The sequence below is a fragment of the Cryobacterium sp. Y82 genome, assembly GCF_002929495.1.
GTDB lineage: Bacteria > Actinomycetota > Actinomycetes > Actinomycetales > Microbacteriaceae > Cryobacterium > Cryobacterium serini.
In genome coordinates this window covers 77,436-94,151 of the sequence record NZ_PJJJ01000035.1, presented here as the reverse complement: position 1 = coordinate 94,151, position 16,716 = coordinate 77,436, and the positions used below count along the sequence as shown (strand labels likewise).

General features: G+C 62.1%; 16 protein-coding genes. 11 read left to right on the top strand and 5 right to left on the bottom strand.

The window, feature by feature from the left end; all coding sequences use genetic code 11:
- Window positions 1–65: 65 nt before the first annotated feature.
- Window positions 66–920: an undecaprenyl-diphosphate phosphatase gene (locus CXY70_RS12565; RefSeq protein WP_104192705.1), complete on the top strand. Its 855-nt coding sequence runs from the start codon at window positions 66–68 to the stop codon at window positions 918–920.
- 73 nt (window positions 921–993) lie between these two features.
- A complete protein-coding gene (gene mshC / locus CXY70_RS12560) occupies window positions 994–2,286 on the top strand; it encodes a cysteine--1-D-myo-inosityl 2-amino-2-deoxy-alpha-D-glucopyranoside ligase (protein ID WP_104192704.1) in 1,293 nt (430 codons plus the stop codon).
- A gap of 35 nt (window positions 2,287–2,321) precedes the next feature.
- On the opposite strand, the gene CXY70_RS12555 is transcribed toward mshC, so the two are convergent.
- Window positions 2,322–3,278, bottom strand: a complete 957-nt coding sequence (locus tag CXY70_RS12555) for a PAC2 family protein (protein WP_104192703.1) — start codon at window positions 3,276–3,278, stop codon at window positions 2,322–2,324.
- A gap of 85 nt (window positions 3,279–3,363) precedes the next feature.
- On the opposite strand from CXY70_RS12555, the gene CXY70_RS12550 reads away from it, so the two are divergent.
- The 9 genes from CXY70_RS12550 to lnt all read left to right on the top strand — a co-directional run bounded on the left by CXY70_RS12550 (window position 3,364) and on the right by lnt (window position 13,793).
- Window positions 3,364–4,125: an HAD family hydrolase gene (locus tag CXY70_RS12550; RefSeq protein ID WP_369852603.1), complete on the top strand. Its 762-nt coding sequence runs from the start codon at window positions 3,364–3,366 to the stop codon at window positions 4,123–4,125.
- A complete protein-coding gene (locus CXY70_RS12545; protein WP_104192702.1) occupies window positions 4,122–5,123 on the top strand; it encodes a tRNA (adenine-N1)-methyltransferase in 1,002 nt (333 codons plus the stop codon). Before CXY70_RS12550 ends, CXY70_RS12545 begins: the two co-directional genes overlap by 4 nt.
- Window positions 5,124–5,253: 130 nt before the next feature.
- A complete protein-coding gene (locus CXY70_RS12540; RefSeq protein WP_104192701.1) occupies window positions 5,254–6,201 on the top strand; it encodes an FKBP-type peptidyl-prolyl cis-trans isomerase in 948 nt (315 codons plus the stop codon).
- Window positions 6,202–6,215: 14 nt separating this feature from the next.
- Entirely contained in the window at window positions 6,216–8,357 is a 2,142-nt protein-coding gene (locus tag CXY70_RS18370) for a YafY family protein (protein ID WP_233205923.1), read from the top strand.
- Window positions 8,358–8,399: 42 nt separating this feature from the next.
- A complete protein-coding gene (locus CXY70_RS12525) occupies window positions 8,400–8,675 on the top strand; it encodes a hypothetical protein (protein WP_146066131.1) in 276 nt (91 codons plus the stop codon).
- A gap of 22 nt (window positions 8,676–8,697) precedes the next feature.
- Window positions 8,698–8,955, top strand: coding sequence for a twin-arginine translocase TatA/TatE family subunit (gene tatA / locus CXY70_RS18550; protein ID WP_104192699.1), 258 nt, complete (start codon window positions 8,698–8,700; stop codon window positions 8,953–8,955).
- Between the two features lie 45 nt (window positions 8,956–9,000).
- The gene (tatC, locus tag CXY70_RS12515) at window positions 9,001–9,753 is read left to right on the top strand and encodes a twin-arginine translocase subunit TatC (protein WP_104192853.1); all 753 of its coding nucleotides are present in this window, start codon (window positions 9,001–9,003) and stop codon (window positions 9,751–9,753) included.
- 40 nt (window positions 9,754–9,793) lie between these two features.
- Entirely contained in the window at window positions 9,794–12,259 is a 2,466-nt protein-coding gene (locus CXY70_RS12510) for an RNA helicase (RefSeq protein WP_104192698.1), read from the top strand.
- Between the two features lie 7 nt (window positions 12,260–12,266).
- Window positions 12,267–13,793 (top strand): apolipoprotein N-acyltransferase, encoded by a 1,527-nt coding sequence (gene lnt, locus CXY70_RS12505; RefSeq protein ID WP_104192697.1) that lies wholly within the window; start codon window positions 12,267–12,269, stop codon window positions 13,791–13,793.
- Between the two features lie 81 nt (window positions 13,794–13,874).
- Here the strand turns inward: lnt and CXY70_RS12500 are convergent, their stop codons facing one another.
- The 4 genes from CXY70_RS12500 to CXY70_RS12485 form a co-directional block, all read right to left on the bottom strand.
- Window positions 13,875–14,243 carry an RNA polymerase-binding protein RbpA gene (locus tag CXY70_RS12500; protein WP_104192696.1) on the bottom strand — a complete coding sequence of 123 codons (369 nt, stop codon included), beginning with the start codon at window positions 14,241–14,243 and terminating at the stop codon, window positions 13,875–13,877.
- Window positions 14,244–14,354: 111 nt separating this feature from the next.
- A complete protein-coding gene (locus CXY70_RS12495; RefSeq protein WP_233205922.1) occupies window positions 14,355–15,119 on the bottom strand; it encodes a glycerophosphodiester phosphodiesterase family protein in 765 nt (254 codons plus the stop codon).
- A gap of 3 nt (window positions 15,120–15,122) precedes the next feature.
- A complete protein-coding gene (locus CXY70_RS12490; protein ID WP_104192695.1) occupies window positions 15,123–16,088 on the bottom strand; it encodes an SPFH domain-containing protein in 966 nt (321 codons plus the stop codon).
- Window positions 16,081–16,575: an NfeD family protein gene (locus tag CXY70_RS12485; RefSeq protein ID WP_104192694.1), complete on the bottom strand. Its 495-nt coding sequence runs from the start codon at window positions 16,573–16,575 to the stop codon at window positions 16,081–16,083. The genes CXY70_RS12490 and CXY70_RS12485 overlap by 8 nt, the downstream gene beginning before the upstream one ends.
- Window positions 16,576–16,716: the final 141 nt, after the last annotated feature.

The window sequence follows — 16,716 nt, the reverse complement described above, 5'->3', positions numbered from 1 at the left end:
GCGCCGCCCGACACCGTCAGTACGGGTTCCCCGAGTATTTTGAGTAATCCGAGAAAGCGAAGCGTGTGGACTTTCTGAATGCGATCATTCTGGGCCTCGTTCAGGGGTTGACCGAGTTCCTCCCGGTGTCGTCGAGCGCGCACATCACCATCGTCGGCCAGTTTCTCGGCACCGGCGCAGACCCGGGTGCCCGATTCACGGCCATCACCCAGATTGGCACTGAAGCTGCTGTCGTCATGTTCTTTTGGCGTGATATCGTGCGCATCATCGGCCAGTGGGCCAAGTCGCTCACCGGCAGGGTGTCCCGTAAAGATCCGGATGCCCGCATGGGCTGGCTGATCATTCTGGGATCGCTGCCGATTATCATTCTCGGCCTGTTGTTCCAGAACCAGATTGAAACCGTGCTGCGCTCACTCTGGATAACCGCGACCATGCTCATCGTCTTCGGCGTTCTGCTCGGCATTGCCGATCATGTCGGCGCCAAAAGGCGTCAGCTGCAAGACATCACGGTCGGCCACGGCGCGATCTACGGGTTCGCGCAGGCTCTCGCACTAATCCCCGGCGTGTCACGGTCCGGCGGTACCATCACTGCCGGGCTGTTCCTCGGCTACGAACGCGCAGCAGCGGCCCGGTATGCGTTCCTGCTAGCTATTCCCGCCGTGCTCGGCAGCGGCTTCTACCAGGTGTACAAGTCCGTCGCTGATCCCTGTCTAGCGGGGGCGACCACGTGCACTCTCGAAATTTTCGGACCGCTCGAAACCCTGGTGGCCACTATCGTTGCCTTCGTTGTGGGCCTCGCCGTGATCGCGTTCTTCATGAACTATATTTCGCGACACAGTTTTCTGCCGTTCGTTATCTATCGCATCCTGCTGGGCATCGTGCTGTTCGTGCTCCTTGGAACGAACGTCATCTCGGCGTAGTCGGCTCGCGCGACGAACGTCGCATCGAACCCCCCTCGCAAAGCGATGGCCTTCCTGAAGCTAGGCTTGAAACATGCGTGCATGGGAACGACCCGAAATTGTCTCTGTCCCCGGCGAGTCGAGTGCCCCCTGGCTCCACGACACAAAAACCGACAGCCTGGTGCTGGCCCAGCCGCTCGCTTCAGCCCGACTCTATGTCTGTGGCATCACGCCGTACGATGCGACCCACATCGGCCATGCCAACACTTACCTCGCCTTCGATACCCTCCAGCGGGTTTGGATCGACGCCGGTTACCGCGTGCACTATGCCCAAAATGTGACGGATATCGATGACCCGCTCCTGGAGCGGGCAACCGCCACCGGCGTCCACTGGCATGACCTGGCCAAATCGCAGGTTGAACTTTTCCGCACCGACATGGAAGCTTTGGGAATCATTCCGCCGAATGATTTCGTCGCTGTGACCGAGGTCATCGACGAGATAGCGGCCGCGGTGGCGCTACTGCAGGAGGCCGGACTCGCCTATTCGGTGCAGACGGACGACGCCATAGGCGGGGCAGACGGAACAATCGCCGTCGACCTGTACTTTGACATCCGTGCCGCCGAAGCCAGCACCGGATGGGCGCTCGGTGACGAGAGCAACCTCGACCTGGACAGCATGCTGCGCCTATTCTCCGAGCGCGGGGGAGACCCCGACCGTGCGGGCAAACGCGACCGACTCGACCCGTTGCTCTGGAGGGCTGCCCGTTTCGGGGAACCGGCGTGGGAATCTCCGGTCGGCGCCGGGCGACCCGGTTGGCACATTGAGTGTTCGGTGATCGCCCTCAAAGAACTTGGCACAGACTTCACCGTGCAAGGGGGCGGCTCCGACCTGATCTTTCCACACCACGACATGAGCGCCGGGCATGCAGAGGCGCTGTCCGGACATCCGCTCGCCGGGGTCTACAGCCACACCGGCATGGTCGCCTACCAGGGCGAGAAGATGAGCAAATCGCTCGGGAATCTCGTTCTGGTTTCAGGGCTACGCGCCCAGGGTATTGACCCGCGTGCGATTCGACTGGCCCTGTTAGCCCGCCACTATCGCACCGACTGGGAATGGACCGACGCGCTTCTCGAGGAGGCCGTCGCGCGTCTGTCCGTGTGGTCCGCAGCCTTCGGTGCTGCACCTCTTAGCACAGCCGAGAGCGCTGCCAACGGGGGGACGCCTGGATCAGCCGCTTCGCTCGTGCAATCCCTGCGCCTTGCTCTCCGCCACGACCTGAATACCCCCGAGGCACTGAAGCTCGTCGACGACGCGGCCGCCGGCCCGCTCGATGACGTGAGCCTGGTGCATCGTGCCATCGGCGCGCTGCTCGGCGTCACACTCTAGAGCGAAGCGGACTCCTCGGCTGCCCCGTTGCGTTCCTAGTGCCGTGGCCCGTCGGGCCGGCTTCCGGGGCCATCGGGCCGGCCGTCTGCGCGCCCATCGCGCCCGTCGGTGCCGCGCTTGCGCAGGTACTTCTCGAACTCCTGGGCAATCGCCTCGCCACTCGCCTCCGGCGAGTCAACGGTGTCTCTGGCCTGCTCGAGCTGGGCGATGTACGCGGCCATGTCCTCGTCCTCGCCTGCTAACACATCGATACCGGTCTCCCACTCAGCCGCCTCGGTCACGAGTGCGCCACGGGGGATGACCACGTCGATGACCTCTTCGAGCTTGTCGATCAAGGCGAGCATTGCCTTGGGCGATGGTGCGTTATGCACATAGTGGGGCACGGATGCCCAAATCGACAAGGTAGGAATTCCCACCGTCTCGGCAGCATCGGACAACACGCTGAGTATGCCGACCGGCCCCTCATAGTTGCTGCGTTCAATTTGCAGTTCGGTGCGCACCTGAGCGTTATCGCTCGAGACGAAGATTGAGATGGGGCGGGTGTGCGGAACATCGGCCAGCATGGCGCCCAAAAATACTACGCCGCTGACATCGGCGGCCAGGGCTGCGTCGAGTATCTCCGCGGCGAAGCTCTTCCAACTGCGGGACGGCTCCGTACCGATCAGCAGAAAGATATTGCCCGCGTTCGTGCCACTGACCCGCAGTTCAGCGTCGTCTGCCAGTGGAACGCTCAGCGTCCCTGGGGTTTTCGGACCGTACATAATCGCGCTCGGCCAACCGAGAGTGCGCACGCCGTCCTCGTTCGTTGACACGGTCGGTCGGTTGAACTGGTAGTCAAAGTACAACTCCGGGTCAACCTCGGTGATCATCTCAACGTCGAGTAATTCTTTTAGCGCGCGAACCGCCCCCGTTGCGGCCTCTCCGGCGTCGTTCCAGCCTTCGAAAGCGACGACGAGCAGCCGTCCGCCCAGAAACCCATTACCGTCAGCCACCGTTTATGTCCTCAATTCTTGAGCCTTCCGCGTGAAGGGCCTCAGTCAAGGATAGGCGGTGGCCCTAGACTTGAACCCCGTGAATATTTTTTCTCCGCCCCTGCCCACGCCCGCTACCCTGCCCGCCGCCGTCCTCTGGGACATGGACGGCACGATCGTCGACACCGAACCATACTGGATGCGTGCTGAGACCGAGCTCATGGCCGAGTTCGGCGGTGTCTGGACTCACGAAGATGGAATGTTGCTGATCGGATCAGGATTGTGGAATTCTGCGGCAATTCTGCAAGCACGGGGCGTCGATCTCACTGCAGACGCGATTGTTGCGCGCCTGACCGACCGCGTGCAGCAGCAGTTGGCCGAACACGGGATTCCCTGGCGACCGGGGTCTCGTGAGCTTTTGCGGCAGCTGAAAGCCGCCGGCGTCCCGACTGCACTCGTCACTATGTCGGTGGAGCGCATGGCGCGCCAGATCATCGACCTCATCGACTTTGCAGCATTCGACGTTGTAGTCGCTGGCGATATGGTCGAAAACAGCAAGCCGCATCCTGACCCGTATTTGGTCGCCGCCGAGCAACTCGGCGTCGACCCGACATCGTGCATTGCAATCGAGGATTCCGTGCCGGGTGTCGAATCCGCTGTTGCCGCCGGCACGATCACCATCGCCGTTCCCCACCAGATCGACCTGCCGGAGAGCATGCTCTACACGCGGTGGTCGACGCTCGACGGGCGAACGATCCACGATATCGCGGCACTGTTTCACGATTTAAAGCGTACCGAAGCGTCCTCTCCCGTTCATTATCTCGCCCCCACCGTGTCCGCCCGAAACGAAAGCGCACCACTCGCATGAGCAACAACCAGGTCATTCAAAACAGTGGACTCTTTCGTGTCGGCGACCGGGTACAACTAACCGGGCCCAAAGGGCGGATGAACACCATCACCCTTCAGGAAAGTCTGACCTTTCATACCCACCGCGGCATACTCGCGCACGACGACATCATCGGGCAGCCAGACGGGTCGGTCGTCACCAACAACGTTGGCGTCGAGCACCTGGCGCTGCGGCCGCTTCTGGTGGACTTCGTGATGAGCATGCCGCGCGGTGCAGCCATCATCTACCCCAAGGATGCTGCGCAGATTCTGGCGCAGGCCGACATCTTTCCCGGCGCCACAGTCGTTGAGGCCGGCGTTGGTTCCGGGGCGCTGTCGCTCTGGCTGTTGCGCGCGATCGGGCCGGCCGGCCGGCTCGCCTCCTTTGAACGGCGCGAAGAATTCGCTGACGTCGCTCGTGACAACATCGCTACCTTCCTCGGGAATGACCCGCAGAATTGGACCATCACCCTGGGCGATCTTGCCGAGACGTTGCCCGATACGATGCCGTCGCAGAGTGTCGACCGGGTGGTCCTCGACATGCTGGCGCCCTGGGAATGCCTGGGCGCCGTATCCGAAGCCCTGAAGCCGGGAGGGGTGCTGCTGTGCTACGTCGCCACGGTGACGCAATTATCCCGTGTGGCTGAGGCCATCCGCGGCACCGGTTTCTATACGAATCCGGATTCCCATGAAACGATGATTCGCGGTTGGCACGTGGAGGGTTTGGCAGTGCGACCGGACCACCGCATGATCGGCCACACCGGTTTCCTGATAACGGCACGTCGGCTCGCCCCCGATACGATCCTGCCCGAGCTGAAGCGACGTCCGTCAAAGACGGACTTCAGCGACGCGGATGTCGAGGCCTGGACCCCGGGGGCGCTCGGTGAACGCAACGTCAGCGCCAAGGTCATGCGCAAACGTGTGCGGGCCGCTGGCACGAGCGCCGAGCTTTCCAAGGCTCGCGACCTCGACGCCGGTTAGGATAGGGCCCGGCCCATTTTGGTTGTATCGCGCCGAAGTCGCAACCGTCTGGCCTCAGCAATACCTGCACCAACCTCACACCCGCGCAGCAGATCCATGCTGCAGCAACCCCGTACCGAAAGAAGGACTTGTGCGCAAAGCATCCGCGCTGATCGTCACCGCCGGCCTCGTGATGACGGCATTGACCGCGTGCGCCGGCCCAGGCACGGCCCAGGCCTCCTGTGAAACCCCGGCTACGTCCGGTGCGGCCTCGACCTTGGTCTCGGCCGTCGGCGATTTCGGCTCGGCACCAGACGTCAGCTTTCCGACACCGCTCAAGTCATCAACTACTCAGCGCACACAAATCATCGAGGGTTCCGGCGAGAAGCTTGTCGCCGGTCAAATGATCTCCGCAGTCATGACCATGTACAACGGAACGACCGGCGCTGCCATTCAACAGGCGCCGTTCGACGGCAGCGTTGCCTTTCCGACTTCCCTCGCCGAGACCACCCTTCCCGGAATCGTCGCCGGCCTCCTGTGCGCCCGCGAAGGTGAGCGCATCGCGGTCGTCATTTCCCCCGATGATGGGTTTGGTCCGGCCGGCGGTAACGAGCAGCTCCGCGTCGAAGCGACGGATGCCCTCGTGGTTGTCGTTGACATCGTCAAGGCGTATCTGCCGCGAGCTGACGGAGCCAACCAGATCGTGGCCAATGGCCTTCCCGCCGTGGTGCTCAATGAAAACGGTGTCCCGGGCATTGTCGTGCCCAACGGGGACGCTCCCACCACGCTCGAAATCGGTGTGCTCAAGCAGGGTACCGGCGAGAAGGTCGAGGAGGGTTCGACGGTCACGGCGAATCTCGCGGGCATGCTCTGGAAGGAAAAGACAAACTTCGTCTCGACCTGGACCAACGGAAGCCCCGTTCAAATGGTCCCCAACGCGGTCATCCCCGGGCTGGCAACGGCACTCATCGGACAGACGGTCGGCTCACAGATCGTCGCCGTCATTCCTCCCGACCAGGCCTACGGTGACGCGGTGGATGCCACTATTCCGGCCGGGTCAACGCTGGTCTTCGTCGTCGATATTCTCGGCGTCAACTAAGCCGGCTGGCCCGCATGTCTACCCCGCCTGAATCGGAACCTCCAGAAAGCGCGAGCGAGGCCAAGCCGTTGCTGGTGACGGCCCCGGAACGGCTGTTCAGCTTGGTTCTCGCCCTCGTAGCAACGGAATCAGGGCTGACCAAGTCCGATATTCTCGCGAACGTGCAGGGTTACCGACAGCGATTCTCGTCCGGCGGCTCGAATGAGAGTCTGGAGCGCCAGTTCGAGCGAGACAAAGATGATATCCGCGAATTGGGGATTCCGCTCGAAACAATTGAGTCGCCCGATGATCCGGGCAGCAATCACTTTTTGCGGTACCGAATTCCCAAGGGTTTGTATGACCTACCCGCCGATGTGACGTTCACTCCCGACGAGGTATCCCTACTTAAACTTGCCGGCACGGTCTGGCGGGAAGGATCGTTGTCCGGGGAATCCCGCCGGGCTCTGATGAAGTTGAACTCCCTGGGTGTCGAATCGAGCGAACCGGTGTTGGGCTACGCCCCGCTGTTGCGCACGAAAGACCAGAGCTTCGAACCGTTGAGCAAAGCCCTCGACCGCGCGCAGGTCGTGGCATTTCTCTACCTCAAACAGGGGGAGACCAAGCCGGCCCGTCGAGAGGTTTCTCCGCGTGCGTTGGTGCAGCACGAAGGCCGCTGGCACCTTTACGCAACGGATGAGGTCGCTCACGCCCCGCGCACCTTCCTGTTGGCTCGCATCGTGGGCACGGTGACAGTTCTGGCGAACTCCACTCCGACTCCCATTAGCGTTGGCGAACCGGGCAACGTGACCGATAGCGCACGTGCGCTCTTTGAACTCGATGCCCTGTGGGTTAGCAATGTCGCCCACATCGTCGTGGTGTCGGGATCCGACGCTGCCGTGCGGCTCGCCGCGCGGCAGGCTGCCCAGTACCCCGCCTCCCAGCCGGACCCGCCAACGACGCTTGAACGCAGCCTGCACTTCACCGACGTGAACATCCTCGCCGACGAACTGGCGGGGTTCGGGCCCGAGGTGTTCGTCGAAAGTCCACTCGCCTTACGCACCGCCGTGCACAATCGACTGGTTGCCGCTCGTGACGCTCATGCCAGCGCAGCCTCCGCGTCCCCGCCCGTCCGCGCACAGCGCCGCCGGCCGACGCCGCTGCACGCGCAGACTTCCCAGGCAGCCAGCCAGCCTCGGGTCGCCGGAGACCAGCTCACACTCTTGCTCTCCCTCGTCCCATACCTGATCGACCGGGGGCCGGTCACCGTCACCGAGGTGGCCGAGCACTTCGGACTGGCAGTGGAACGGGTGCGCACACTGGTCAGCCTCATTGCCCTGTCAGGAATTCCCGGGGAAACACGTCAATACCTGCACGGCGACCTGTTCGACATTCTCTGGGACGAATTCGAAACCAATGATCGGATCGTGCTCACCCATCAGGTCGCCATCGATGACTCCCCTCGCTTTTCCGCGCGCGAGGCCGCAGCACTCATCGCCGGTCTGCAGTACCTGTCCGCCTTGCCGCACAACGCCGACACCGATGCGATCGCATCGCTGATGGCTAAGTTGACCCGCGGCGCGTCGGCGCCACCCACCCAGGTCGCCGTCGCTCAGCGTGACGCCGGCATGACCCGCGAGATTGTGCAGGCTGCCCTCAGCACAGGGATGCAGGTCGAGTTCGACTATCTCAATGCGCGTGGCGACCAGGAACACCGCCTCGTCGATCCCTTGCGCATTGAATCCGTCGACAGCGACTGGTACCTTCGGGGCTGGTGCCACCTTCGCGAAGCCGTGCGAACCTTCCGTCTCGACCGGATGACCGGTCCCCTCATCACCGCCGCGCCGCGCAGTTCACATACGCTTGACCTGCTGCTGCCGGACACCCTGTTTCAGCCGTCGAGCGACGATGTTGATGTGCGACTCGAGCTCCCAACCGCGGCGCTGCCGTTGCTGGCCGACTACCGACCCGAGCGGTCCGAGGTGGTCGGAGCAGGTGCACGCACGCGCACCACACTGCGCGTCGCTCATGCCCACGTTCTGAAACGCCTCGTCACCAGCCTCGCTGGCATTGTCACAGTGCTTGAACCGGCAGAATCACGCAAGGTCGTTTTCGACTGGGCGACAGCCGGACTGGCGCAGTACTCCGGCGACGTTCAGCCCGAGACGGACGAGAGGTAGCGCATGCCGTGGTGGTCTTGGTTGCTCATTTGGAGCGTTCTGGTGGCCGGTCTCCTCGTGGTCCTGGGCTGGTGCGCGGTGACGCTCTACCGTAAAGCCCTAACGACCCTGCGGGCGATTGAGGTCCTCAGCGATCAAGTTTCCGCAGTGGACCTCGGTGTGCCGTCGGTGTCCGTCTCGTTCATCCCCGCCGTATTCGCGGACGTGGCCGTGGTACTCCGCAATGTCGAGCAGAATCGAGCTGACCGCAGTCACCGGAGTCAGGTGCGTCGCGATGCGCGGATCGTGCGGGGTAAACTGATGCGAAACGCCCGCTAGCTAACACAGAGGACACACCCTCATGCTGCAAAACCTGACCGGATGGCATTTTCTGATCATCCTCGTCGTTGTACTGCTCCTCTTCGGTGCGCCAAAGCTTCCTGGACTCGCACGTAGCCTGGGGCAGTCCATGAAGATCTTCAAGAGCGAGATCAAGAGCGACACTGTCGACCCTGATCCCAACGCCGCACCGCGGTCGACGAGCACGACGGGTGACGGCGTGGCAAAGACGTCCCTCCCGACCGAGCCCCGCCCGGCCGACCCCACCTCGAAGCCTTAGCCGCGAATGGTCCGTGCGGGACGGCGTGCGACCGAAGCGGGAAAGATGTCGCTGGGGCAGCATCTGATCGAACTGCGCAAGCGTCTTTATCTCGCTGCAGCCGGCCTTCTGATTGGTGCTATCGCTGGTTGGTTCCTATCCGATTTTGTCTGGGATCAATTGCGAGAGCCGATCTACGCCATCATCAATGCGCAGCATCGCAACGCCCAGATCAATTACCCGGACATCACGAGCGCCTTCGATCTAAAATTAAAAATTTCGCTCTACGTCGGTCTGATAGTTTCCAGCCCGGTGTGGCTGTACCAGGTCTTCGCATTTTTGGTGCCTGGTCTGACCCGTACCGAGAAGAAATACACGTTCGGGTTTCTATTCACGGCCATTCCTTTATTTCTGGCCGGCTGTGCGGCGGGTTGGGTCGTGCTGCCGCACGTGGTCGAGCTCATGACGAGTTTCGCGCCCACCGAGGATTCAGCGTTCATTAATGCGCAAGGCTATTTCGACTTCGTACTCAAACTCGTCGTGGCGATCGGTATTGCCTTCGTCCTTCCTGTCTTCATCGTGCTGCTCAACTTCGCCGGCGTGATCAGTGCGGCGTCGATCATCAAATCCTGGCGAATCGCCATTTTGGTCATCGTGCTTTTCACGGCCATCGCTACGCCGGCCGCTGACGTGGTCTCGATGTTCTTGCTGGCCATTCCCATGGTCATGTTGTATTTTGCCGCCTACGGCATCGCCTGGTTGCACGACCGTCGAGCCGCCAAGAAAGTGCTGGCTTTCGAGAAAGAATTCGCGCTCTAGTCTGTATTGAGAGTCGTTCGTAGCAATTGTTAAGGATCACGTGACGCACACGCAATCGCCGGCCGAACGGTATTCGGCAGCGCGCACCCGAGCAAGCCAACCGAAGTTGTTGGCTTTCGATCGCAGCCTCAAATTCGATCTCGACCCGTTCCAGCGTGAGGCCTGCGCGTGCCTTGAGGCCGGCAACAGCGTACTCGTTGCTGCGCCCACCGGAGCAGGCAAGACCATCGTTGCCGAATTCGCCATCTACCTGGCCATGCAGAAGCCGCGGGCGAAGGTTTTCTATACCGCGCCCATGAAGGCGCTGAGCAATCAGAAATTCCAGGAGTTCGTTGCCGAGTACGGAGCGGACCAGGTTGGGCTGCTCACCGGAGACAGCAATGTCAACCCGGGAGCACGCATCGTGGTCATGACCACCGAGGTGCTCCGCAACATGCTCTACGCCGATTCCGACTTACTCACAGACCTCGCTTTCGTGGTGATGGATGAGGTGCACTACCTGGCGGACCGCTTTCGCGGTGCCGTGTGGGAAGAAGTAATCATCCACTTACCGCAGCCGGTACGCATGGTGTCGCTCAGCGCCACCGTGTCGAACGCCGAAGAATTCGGCGACTGGTTGCAGGCAGTTCGCGGTCAGACCGACGTGATCGTCTCGGAGGAGCGGCCGGTTCCGCTCGAACAGCACGTGCTGGTCAAGAACAATATGCTCGACCTGTTCGACTCCTCTGGATTGATCGGTGCGCATCGGGTCAATCCCGAGCTCGTGCGGTTGGCGCATGCCGGCGGACGCTCGGCCGGTGGGCGTGGGCGTGGTCGCGGTTCTGGTCGCCAGGGCGGCTCGTCCGCGGACTACCGGGGTCATGACAAACAACGCGCACAGTTCGACGGCGGCCGAATGGATCGCGGCGATATTGTGCGCATGCTCGATGGCAAACACCTGTTGCCGGCTATTTTCTTCATTTTCAGCCGGGTCGGCTGCGATCAAGCCGTGCGGCAGGTGCTCCGCTCGGGGGTACGCCTGACACAGGAACACGAGCGCGAGGAAATACGTCAAATCGTCGATGATCGATGCCGCACACTGCTCGACGAAGACCTCGGCGTGCTCGGCTACTTCGAGTGGCTCGACGGACTCGAACGCGGTGTCGCCGCCCACCACGCTGGTCTGCTTCCGGCGTTCAAGGAAGTCGTTGAAGAACTGTTTCAGAAGAAGCTGGTCAAGGCTGTCTTTGCCACCGAAACCCTGGCCCTGGGAATCAATATGCCCGCCCGCACTGTCGTTCTTGACAAACTGGAGAAGTTCAACGGCGAGGCCCGCGTGCCGATCACTCCGGGGGAGTACACCCAGCTAACGGGCCGTGCCGGTCGCCGCGGAATCGACACCCTGGGACACTCGGTCATTCAGTGGGCACAGGGACTGGATCCGCAAGCAGTGGCCTCGCTCGCTTCCCGACGTACGTATCCGCTGAATTCCAGCTTCAAGCCCACCTATAATATGGCCGTCAACCTCATCGATCAGTTCGGCGTCACGCGCACGCGCGGCGTGCTCGAGTCGTCATTCGCCCAGTTTCAGGCCGATCGGGCCGTCGTCGACCTGGCCCGGACTGTGCGTCAGCAAGAAGAATCCCTAGCCGGGTTCAAGGTCAGCATGACTTGTAACCTGGGCGACTTTGAAGAGTATTCGGCCATTCGTCGACGTCTGACCGAGGTGGAGCGGGAGGGTACCAAGGCCGACAATTCTCTGCGCGGGGAACGAGACAAACGCCAGCGGGAGGTGACCAGCCTGCGCAAGCAGATGCGAGCCCACGGCTGCCACCACTGTCCCGATAGAGAGGCGCATTCCCGCTGGGCGGAACGATGGTTCAAGCTCAAACGCCAAACGGATGCCCTCAACCAGCAAATATCGGAGCGCACCGGGGCCATTGCCCGCGTCTTCGATCGGGTGACCGACGTTCTGCTCGGCTACGGCTACCTCGAATCGGATGCGAGCGGCGCCATTGCGCTCAGCGAGAGCGGACGCATCCTGCGCCGAATCTACGCGGAAAGGGATCTGCTGGTGGCTGAGTCTCTGCGCCGAGGCCTGTGGAACGAACTCGATGCCGCGAGCCTCGCCGCAATGGCCTGTGCGCTGGTCTTCGAGCCGAGACGTGAAGAAGGCTTGATCGACGCCCGCTACCTGCCGAAGGGGGCGTTCAGACCGGCCCTCGATGAAACCCAGGACCTGTGGAGCCGAATCGATGATCTTGAGCGGGACCACAAGCTTCCCGGCAGTAATCCGCTCGCGGTCGGCCTCAGCCTCGCCATGTGGAAGTGGGCTCGCGGCGCGTCGCTGGCCGACGTACTCTATGAGGCCGAGATGGCCGCCGGTGACTTTGTGCGCTGGACGAAACAGACCATCGATCTGCTCGACCAACTCAGCATTGCCGGCGACGGACAGGTTGGGCCGACAGCTCGTAGCGCCATGGATGCGATCCGCCGCGGCATCGTCGCCTACTCTTCGGTGGCCTGAACCCATCATGTGGGGGAATGAGCGCGCGTTCAGCCTGCCTTTGTGGGCGGCCCTTCTCGTCGCGGGCGGCGCCGGCGCGGTTCTGGATGCCGGTTTCCCGGATCGCGACTGGTGGTATCTTGCTCCGGTGGGGGTCGCCCTCATGCTCCTGTCCCTGCTCGGTCGCAGCTTGGCGACGGGACTGCTCGTGGGTCTGGTCGCCGGGTTGTCTTTTTGGTTGATCCATATCTTCTGGATCACCCTGTATCTCGGTCTTGTGCCGTGGTTCGCGCTCGGCGGACTGGAGAGCCTGTTCTTCGCCGTCGGGCTCGGCGTGACCGCCGTCGTCCTCCGGCACGGTCCTCAAGTATGGCCGAGTGCGTGGGGTCGTCTCGGCGTTGTTCCGGTTGTTGTTGCCGGCTTGTGGACGGCCAGGGAGGCGATCAGTGCAGTCTGGCCCTACGGCGGCTTTGCCTGGGGCCGAGTTGCCCTGTCACAGTCCGAGAGTCCGTTCGGTCCGCTCGTGGCCTGGGTGGGTTTGTCCGGTCTGAGCTTTATTCTGGTCTGGCTGAGCGCTCTCGCTGTGCAAGTATTTCGCGAACCGGAGCTGGCGCGCACGCTGCGGACGGGCATCGCCGTCGGTGCCGTCGCGGTGGTCCTTGCAGTTCCGGCGTGGCCGACGCTGCAAAGCGGCGAGGTGCGCCTGGCCGCGGTGCAGGGAAACGCGGATGCCGGCCTGTTTGCCGAGCATGCGCCGGGTCAGATTCTGCAGGACCACACCTCGGCCACCCTGCCGCTGATCGGCCAGAAGGTCGATTTCGTGGTCTGGCCGGAAAACTCGAGTGACATCGACCCCACCGTTTCCGAGGCAGCCGCGCAAGTACTCGACTACATCAGTACCGAAATGGATGCCCCGCTCGTCACCGGCACCATTACCAGGCCCGATGACACCTACTACAACAGCTCGCTGCTCTGGGAGGCCGGTCGTGGTGCCGTGGACGTCTATGACAAGGTGCACCCGGTGCCGTTTGCCGAGTACATGCCGGATCGGGCGTTCTGGCGACCATTCGCTCCGGACCTGATCGACCTCATTGGCCGGGACTACGGCATCGGCACCCGCGACAATATTTTCGATATCAACGGGGTTCTGGCCGGAATAGCGATCTGCTTCGACATCGCCGACGATCAGTTGGTGCACGAAATGATCGACGACGAAGCCCAAATCATTCTCGCCCAAACCAACAACGCCGATTTCGGGCACACCGATGAGAGCGTACAACAACTGGCTATCGCCCGGCTGCGCGCGATGGAGACAAGCCGTACGGTGGTCAATATCTCGACTGTCGGCTCGAGCGCGATCATCACGCCAGACGGGGCAACGCTCGACAGCCTGCCGACCTTCACAGCGGGAGCCATGGTGCAGACCGTCCCGCTCAGCGACACCATCACGCCGGCGATGGTGGCCGGCCGCGGACTGGAATGGCTCGTCTCGGGGCTCGGCTTGGCTGGCTTGGCCCTGTGCGCGCGTTTCGACCGGCGCCAACGGCGCCGGTAAAGCAACGCAAGTCACAAAACGACCCTTAAACCAACAACGACCCCGGCACAGAGTGCGGGGTCGTGCGGGTGCAGCCGGCGGTTAGGCGCCGATTTTTTGCTGGCCACCACGCCGCAGACGTAACACTGAGAGGCGCTCTTCGAGCAACTCTTCGAGTTCGTCTCTGGACCGTCGTTCCAGCAACATGTCCCAGTGGGTCCGAGCGATCTTCTCGTCGGAGTGGTCAACGATCACCGGCAGGGAGTCGACCAGTCGGGTCGCCGTTCGTGCACAGTACTTGCATTCCCATTCGTCCGGAGCCTCGGCTTCAGCCGAAAAAATCATTACCGTCTCTCGCCCACATGTTTCACACCGGTAGGTGTGAGTAACACGGGGGGAGAAGGTGACGCCCTCTTCGCTCTGCAGGCTTTGTGCGCCCAATCTCATGCCACGCAAACTGCGGTCAGCCATAGTGTGGTCTCCTCTCAGTCGCGATCACAAAACGACCACGATGCTTAGACAGTTGTAAACCATCAAGCTGGGTGTTAACCTTCCCAAACCCCCCGTTCTGGGAGGTAATTCTCAGGTTCGACGAGTGACGACTTCCACAGCAAGATCCGTGCGATCCGTCACGATGCCGTCGACTCCCAAATCGAGCAGTCGAATCATCTCTACCGGGTCGTTGATGGTCCACACGTGCACCTCGACGTCCACTCTATGCATCATTTCGATGAATCGGGGCGTGATAACGCGAACCGGTCCTGCTCGCTCGGGTACCTGCACGGCGACGCAGCCAGCAAGCGTCCGGCGAACGAGAGAGGTAAGGCCTAGATTCGTCGCCGTTACGGCCAGCACCACGAGCGGCGACGACGCGGAGGAAACCACACCGGGGAGCAGGTCGACCACGCGGCGGCGGCGCGAGTCATTGAACGAGGTCACGAGAACTCGCGGCGTGGCTCGCTGGTCACGAATCGCCTGGGCGGCCGGGTCGGCGGCGGCATCCGTCTTAATGTCGATATTGAACAGCGCCGCTGGGAAAGCTTCGAGGGTATCGGCCAGGGATGTAAACGATTGGCCGTAGCCAAGATTGATGCGCCTCAGCTCAGGCATGGTCAACTGGTCGATGCGTACGTCCCGTCCGAGCGCAGCCAGGTCTGGGTCATGGCTGATCACGGCCACACCGTCAAGCGACACGTGCACGTCGGTCTCGAGATGGGTTGCCCCTCCCGCCAGGGCCTTCACAAAGGCGAGCAAGGAGTTTTCCGGCGCGTCCAGTGCCAGACCGCGGTGAGCGAAAACCCGGGGATGCGGCGCACTCAGAAAGACGGATTGTGTGCTCTCCGCCACCGCCTAGGCCTGCGGCGCTGCGGCGCGCGCGGACGTCGCCGGTGAAGCGGCTGCCCCCGGCTTTGGGTCGTGAGCATTCGCACCAAACGCACTGCCGATGCCCTTCATCGCCTCGGTCAGTTCGCTCGGCACAATCCAGAGCTTATTGGCGCTGCCCTCCGCGAGCTTGGGTAACGTCAGCAGGTACTGGTAGGCGAGCAGTTTCGGATCTGGATCTCCGTCGTGAATAGCCTTGAACACGGTGGTGATGGCTTCGGCCTCACCCTGCGCGCGCAATACCGCAGCCTTGGCGTCACCCTCAGCCTCGAGGATCGCTGCCTGGCGCGCCCCCTCGGCGGTGAGAATGGCAGACTGCTTGGTACCCTCCGCTGTGAGGATGAGCGCGCGACGGTCGCGTTCGGCGCGCATCTGCTTCTCCATCGAATCCTGGATGGAGTGGGGCGGCTCGATCGCCTTGAGCTCGACTCGGCCCACCCGGATGCCCCATTTGCCGGTAGCTTCGTCGAGCACGATGCGCAGCTGGCTGTTGATGTTGTCCCGGCTGGTCAGAGCCTCTTCGAGGTTCAACCCGCCGACCACGTTACGCAGGGTGGTCGTGGTGAGCTGTTCGACTGCACCGAGGTAGTTGTTGATCTCGTAGGTGGCGGCGCGGGCATCCGTCACCTGAAAGTAGACGACGGTGTCAATGGAGACGACGAGATTATCTTCGGTGATCACGGGCTGCGGGGGAAAAGACACCACCTGCTCGCGAATGTCGAGGAGCGGCCGTACCCGGTCGACGAACGGCACAAGAAGATTCAAACCGGGAAGCAGTGTCTTGTGGTACTTGCCGAGGCGCTCGACCACCCCGGCGTTGCCCTGGGGAATGATGCGAATCGCGCGCACGAGGATGACGATGACGAACACCGCCAACACTGCGAGAAGTGCAATCACGAAAATCTGACCGATAAAAGCTGTGGGGTCAAGCATTGTTCTGGGTCCTTTCGGCGGAGATGACGACGGCGGTGGAGCCTTCGATGAGGTGCACGGTGACTGGCTGGCCGGGCTCCACACCAGGCCGGGAAGCGGCGCTGCTGTCGGGGTGCGCCAGCAGAAGCCGAGCGGTCCAGGTCTCGCCGTTGGCTAGTTTGACCAGCCCCCCGGTTTCGGTGACCGTGGACATGACCCGGCCGGTCATTCCGATCAGCGCGTCGATGTTGCTGAGCGCCGGATCGCCTCCCTTGCGAAGGGCCCGCAGTAAGAAGGGGCGAATGGTCAGAAGCAGAAGTACTGACAGTCCAGCGGCGAACACGATCTGCAGCCACCAGTCCAGTCCGAGCAGGTTGGCGGCCAAACCGCCCAGACTGCCGATGGAGATCATCAGGAAGGTAAATTCCAGGCTCAGCAGTTCGATGGTAATGGCCACGAGAATGAACACGAGCCACAAAATCCAGAGATAGTCGGTCAGGTCGACCATGTGTGACACCTTCCACATTCAGTTTCACCTTGAAACTAGCAGGTACCGCGTTCAACACGCCGAGGGAGCGACTGTGGCTTGTTGATAAGGTCGAAAGTATGGGAGTGGCCGATCAGGCCACACTTCATCACGGAATAAAGT

Bases quoted from the DNA above. Each gene is read 5' to 3' on its own strand.
- CXY70_RS12500 (WP_104192696.1), bottom strand. From the start codon at position 14,243: ATGGCTGACCGCAGTTTGCGTGGCATGAGATTGGGCGCACAAAGCCTG.
- tatC (WP_104192853.1), top strand. From the start codon at position 9,001: ATGTCGCTGGGGCAGCATCTGATCGAACTGCGCAAGCGTCTTTATCTC.
- CXY70_RS12490 (WP_104192695.1), bottom strand. From the start codon at position 16,088: ATGCTTGACCCCACAGCTTTTATCGGTCAGATTTTCGTGATTGCACTT.
- CXY70_RS12545 (WP_104192702.1), top strand. From the start codon at position 4,122: ATGAGCAACAACCAGGTCATTCAAAACAGTGGACTCTTTCGTGTCGGC.
- lnt (WP_104192697.1), top strand. From the start codon at position 12,267: ATGTGGGGGAATGAGCGCGCGTTCAGCCTGCCTTTGTGGGCGGCCCTT.
- CXY70_RS12485 (WP_104192694.1), bottom strand. From the start codon at position 16,575: ATGGTCGACCTGACCGACTATCTCTGGATTTTGTGGCTCGTGTTCATT.
- mshC (WP_104192704.1), top strand. From the start codon at position 994: ATGCGTGCATGGGAACGACCCGAAATTGTCTCTGTCCCCGGCGAGTCG.
- CXY70_RS18370 (WP_233205923.1), top strand. From the start codon at position 6,216: ATGTCTACCCCGCCTGAATCGGAACCTCCAGAAAGCGCGAGCGAGGCC.
- tatA (WP_104192699.1), top strand. From the start codon at position 8,698: ATGCTGCAAAACCTGACCGGATGGCATTTTCTGATCATCCTCGTCGTT.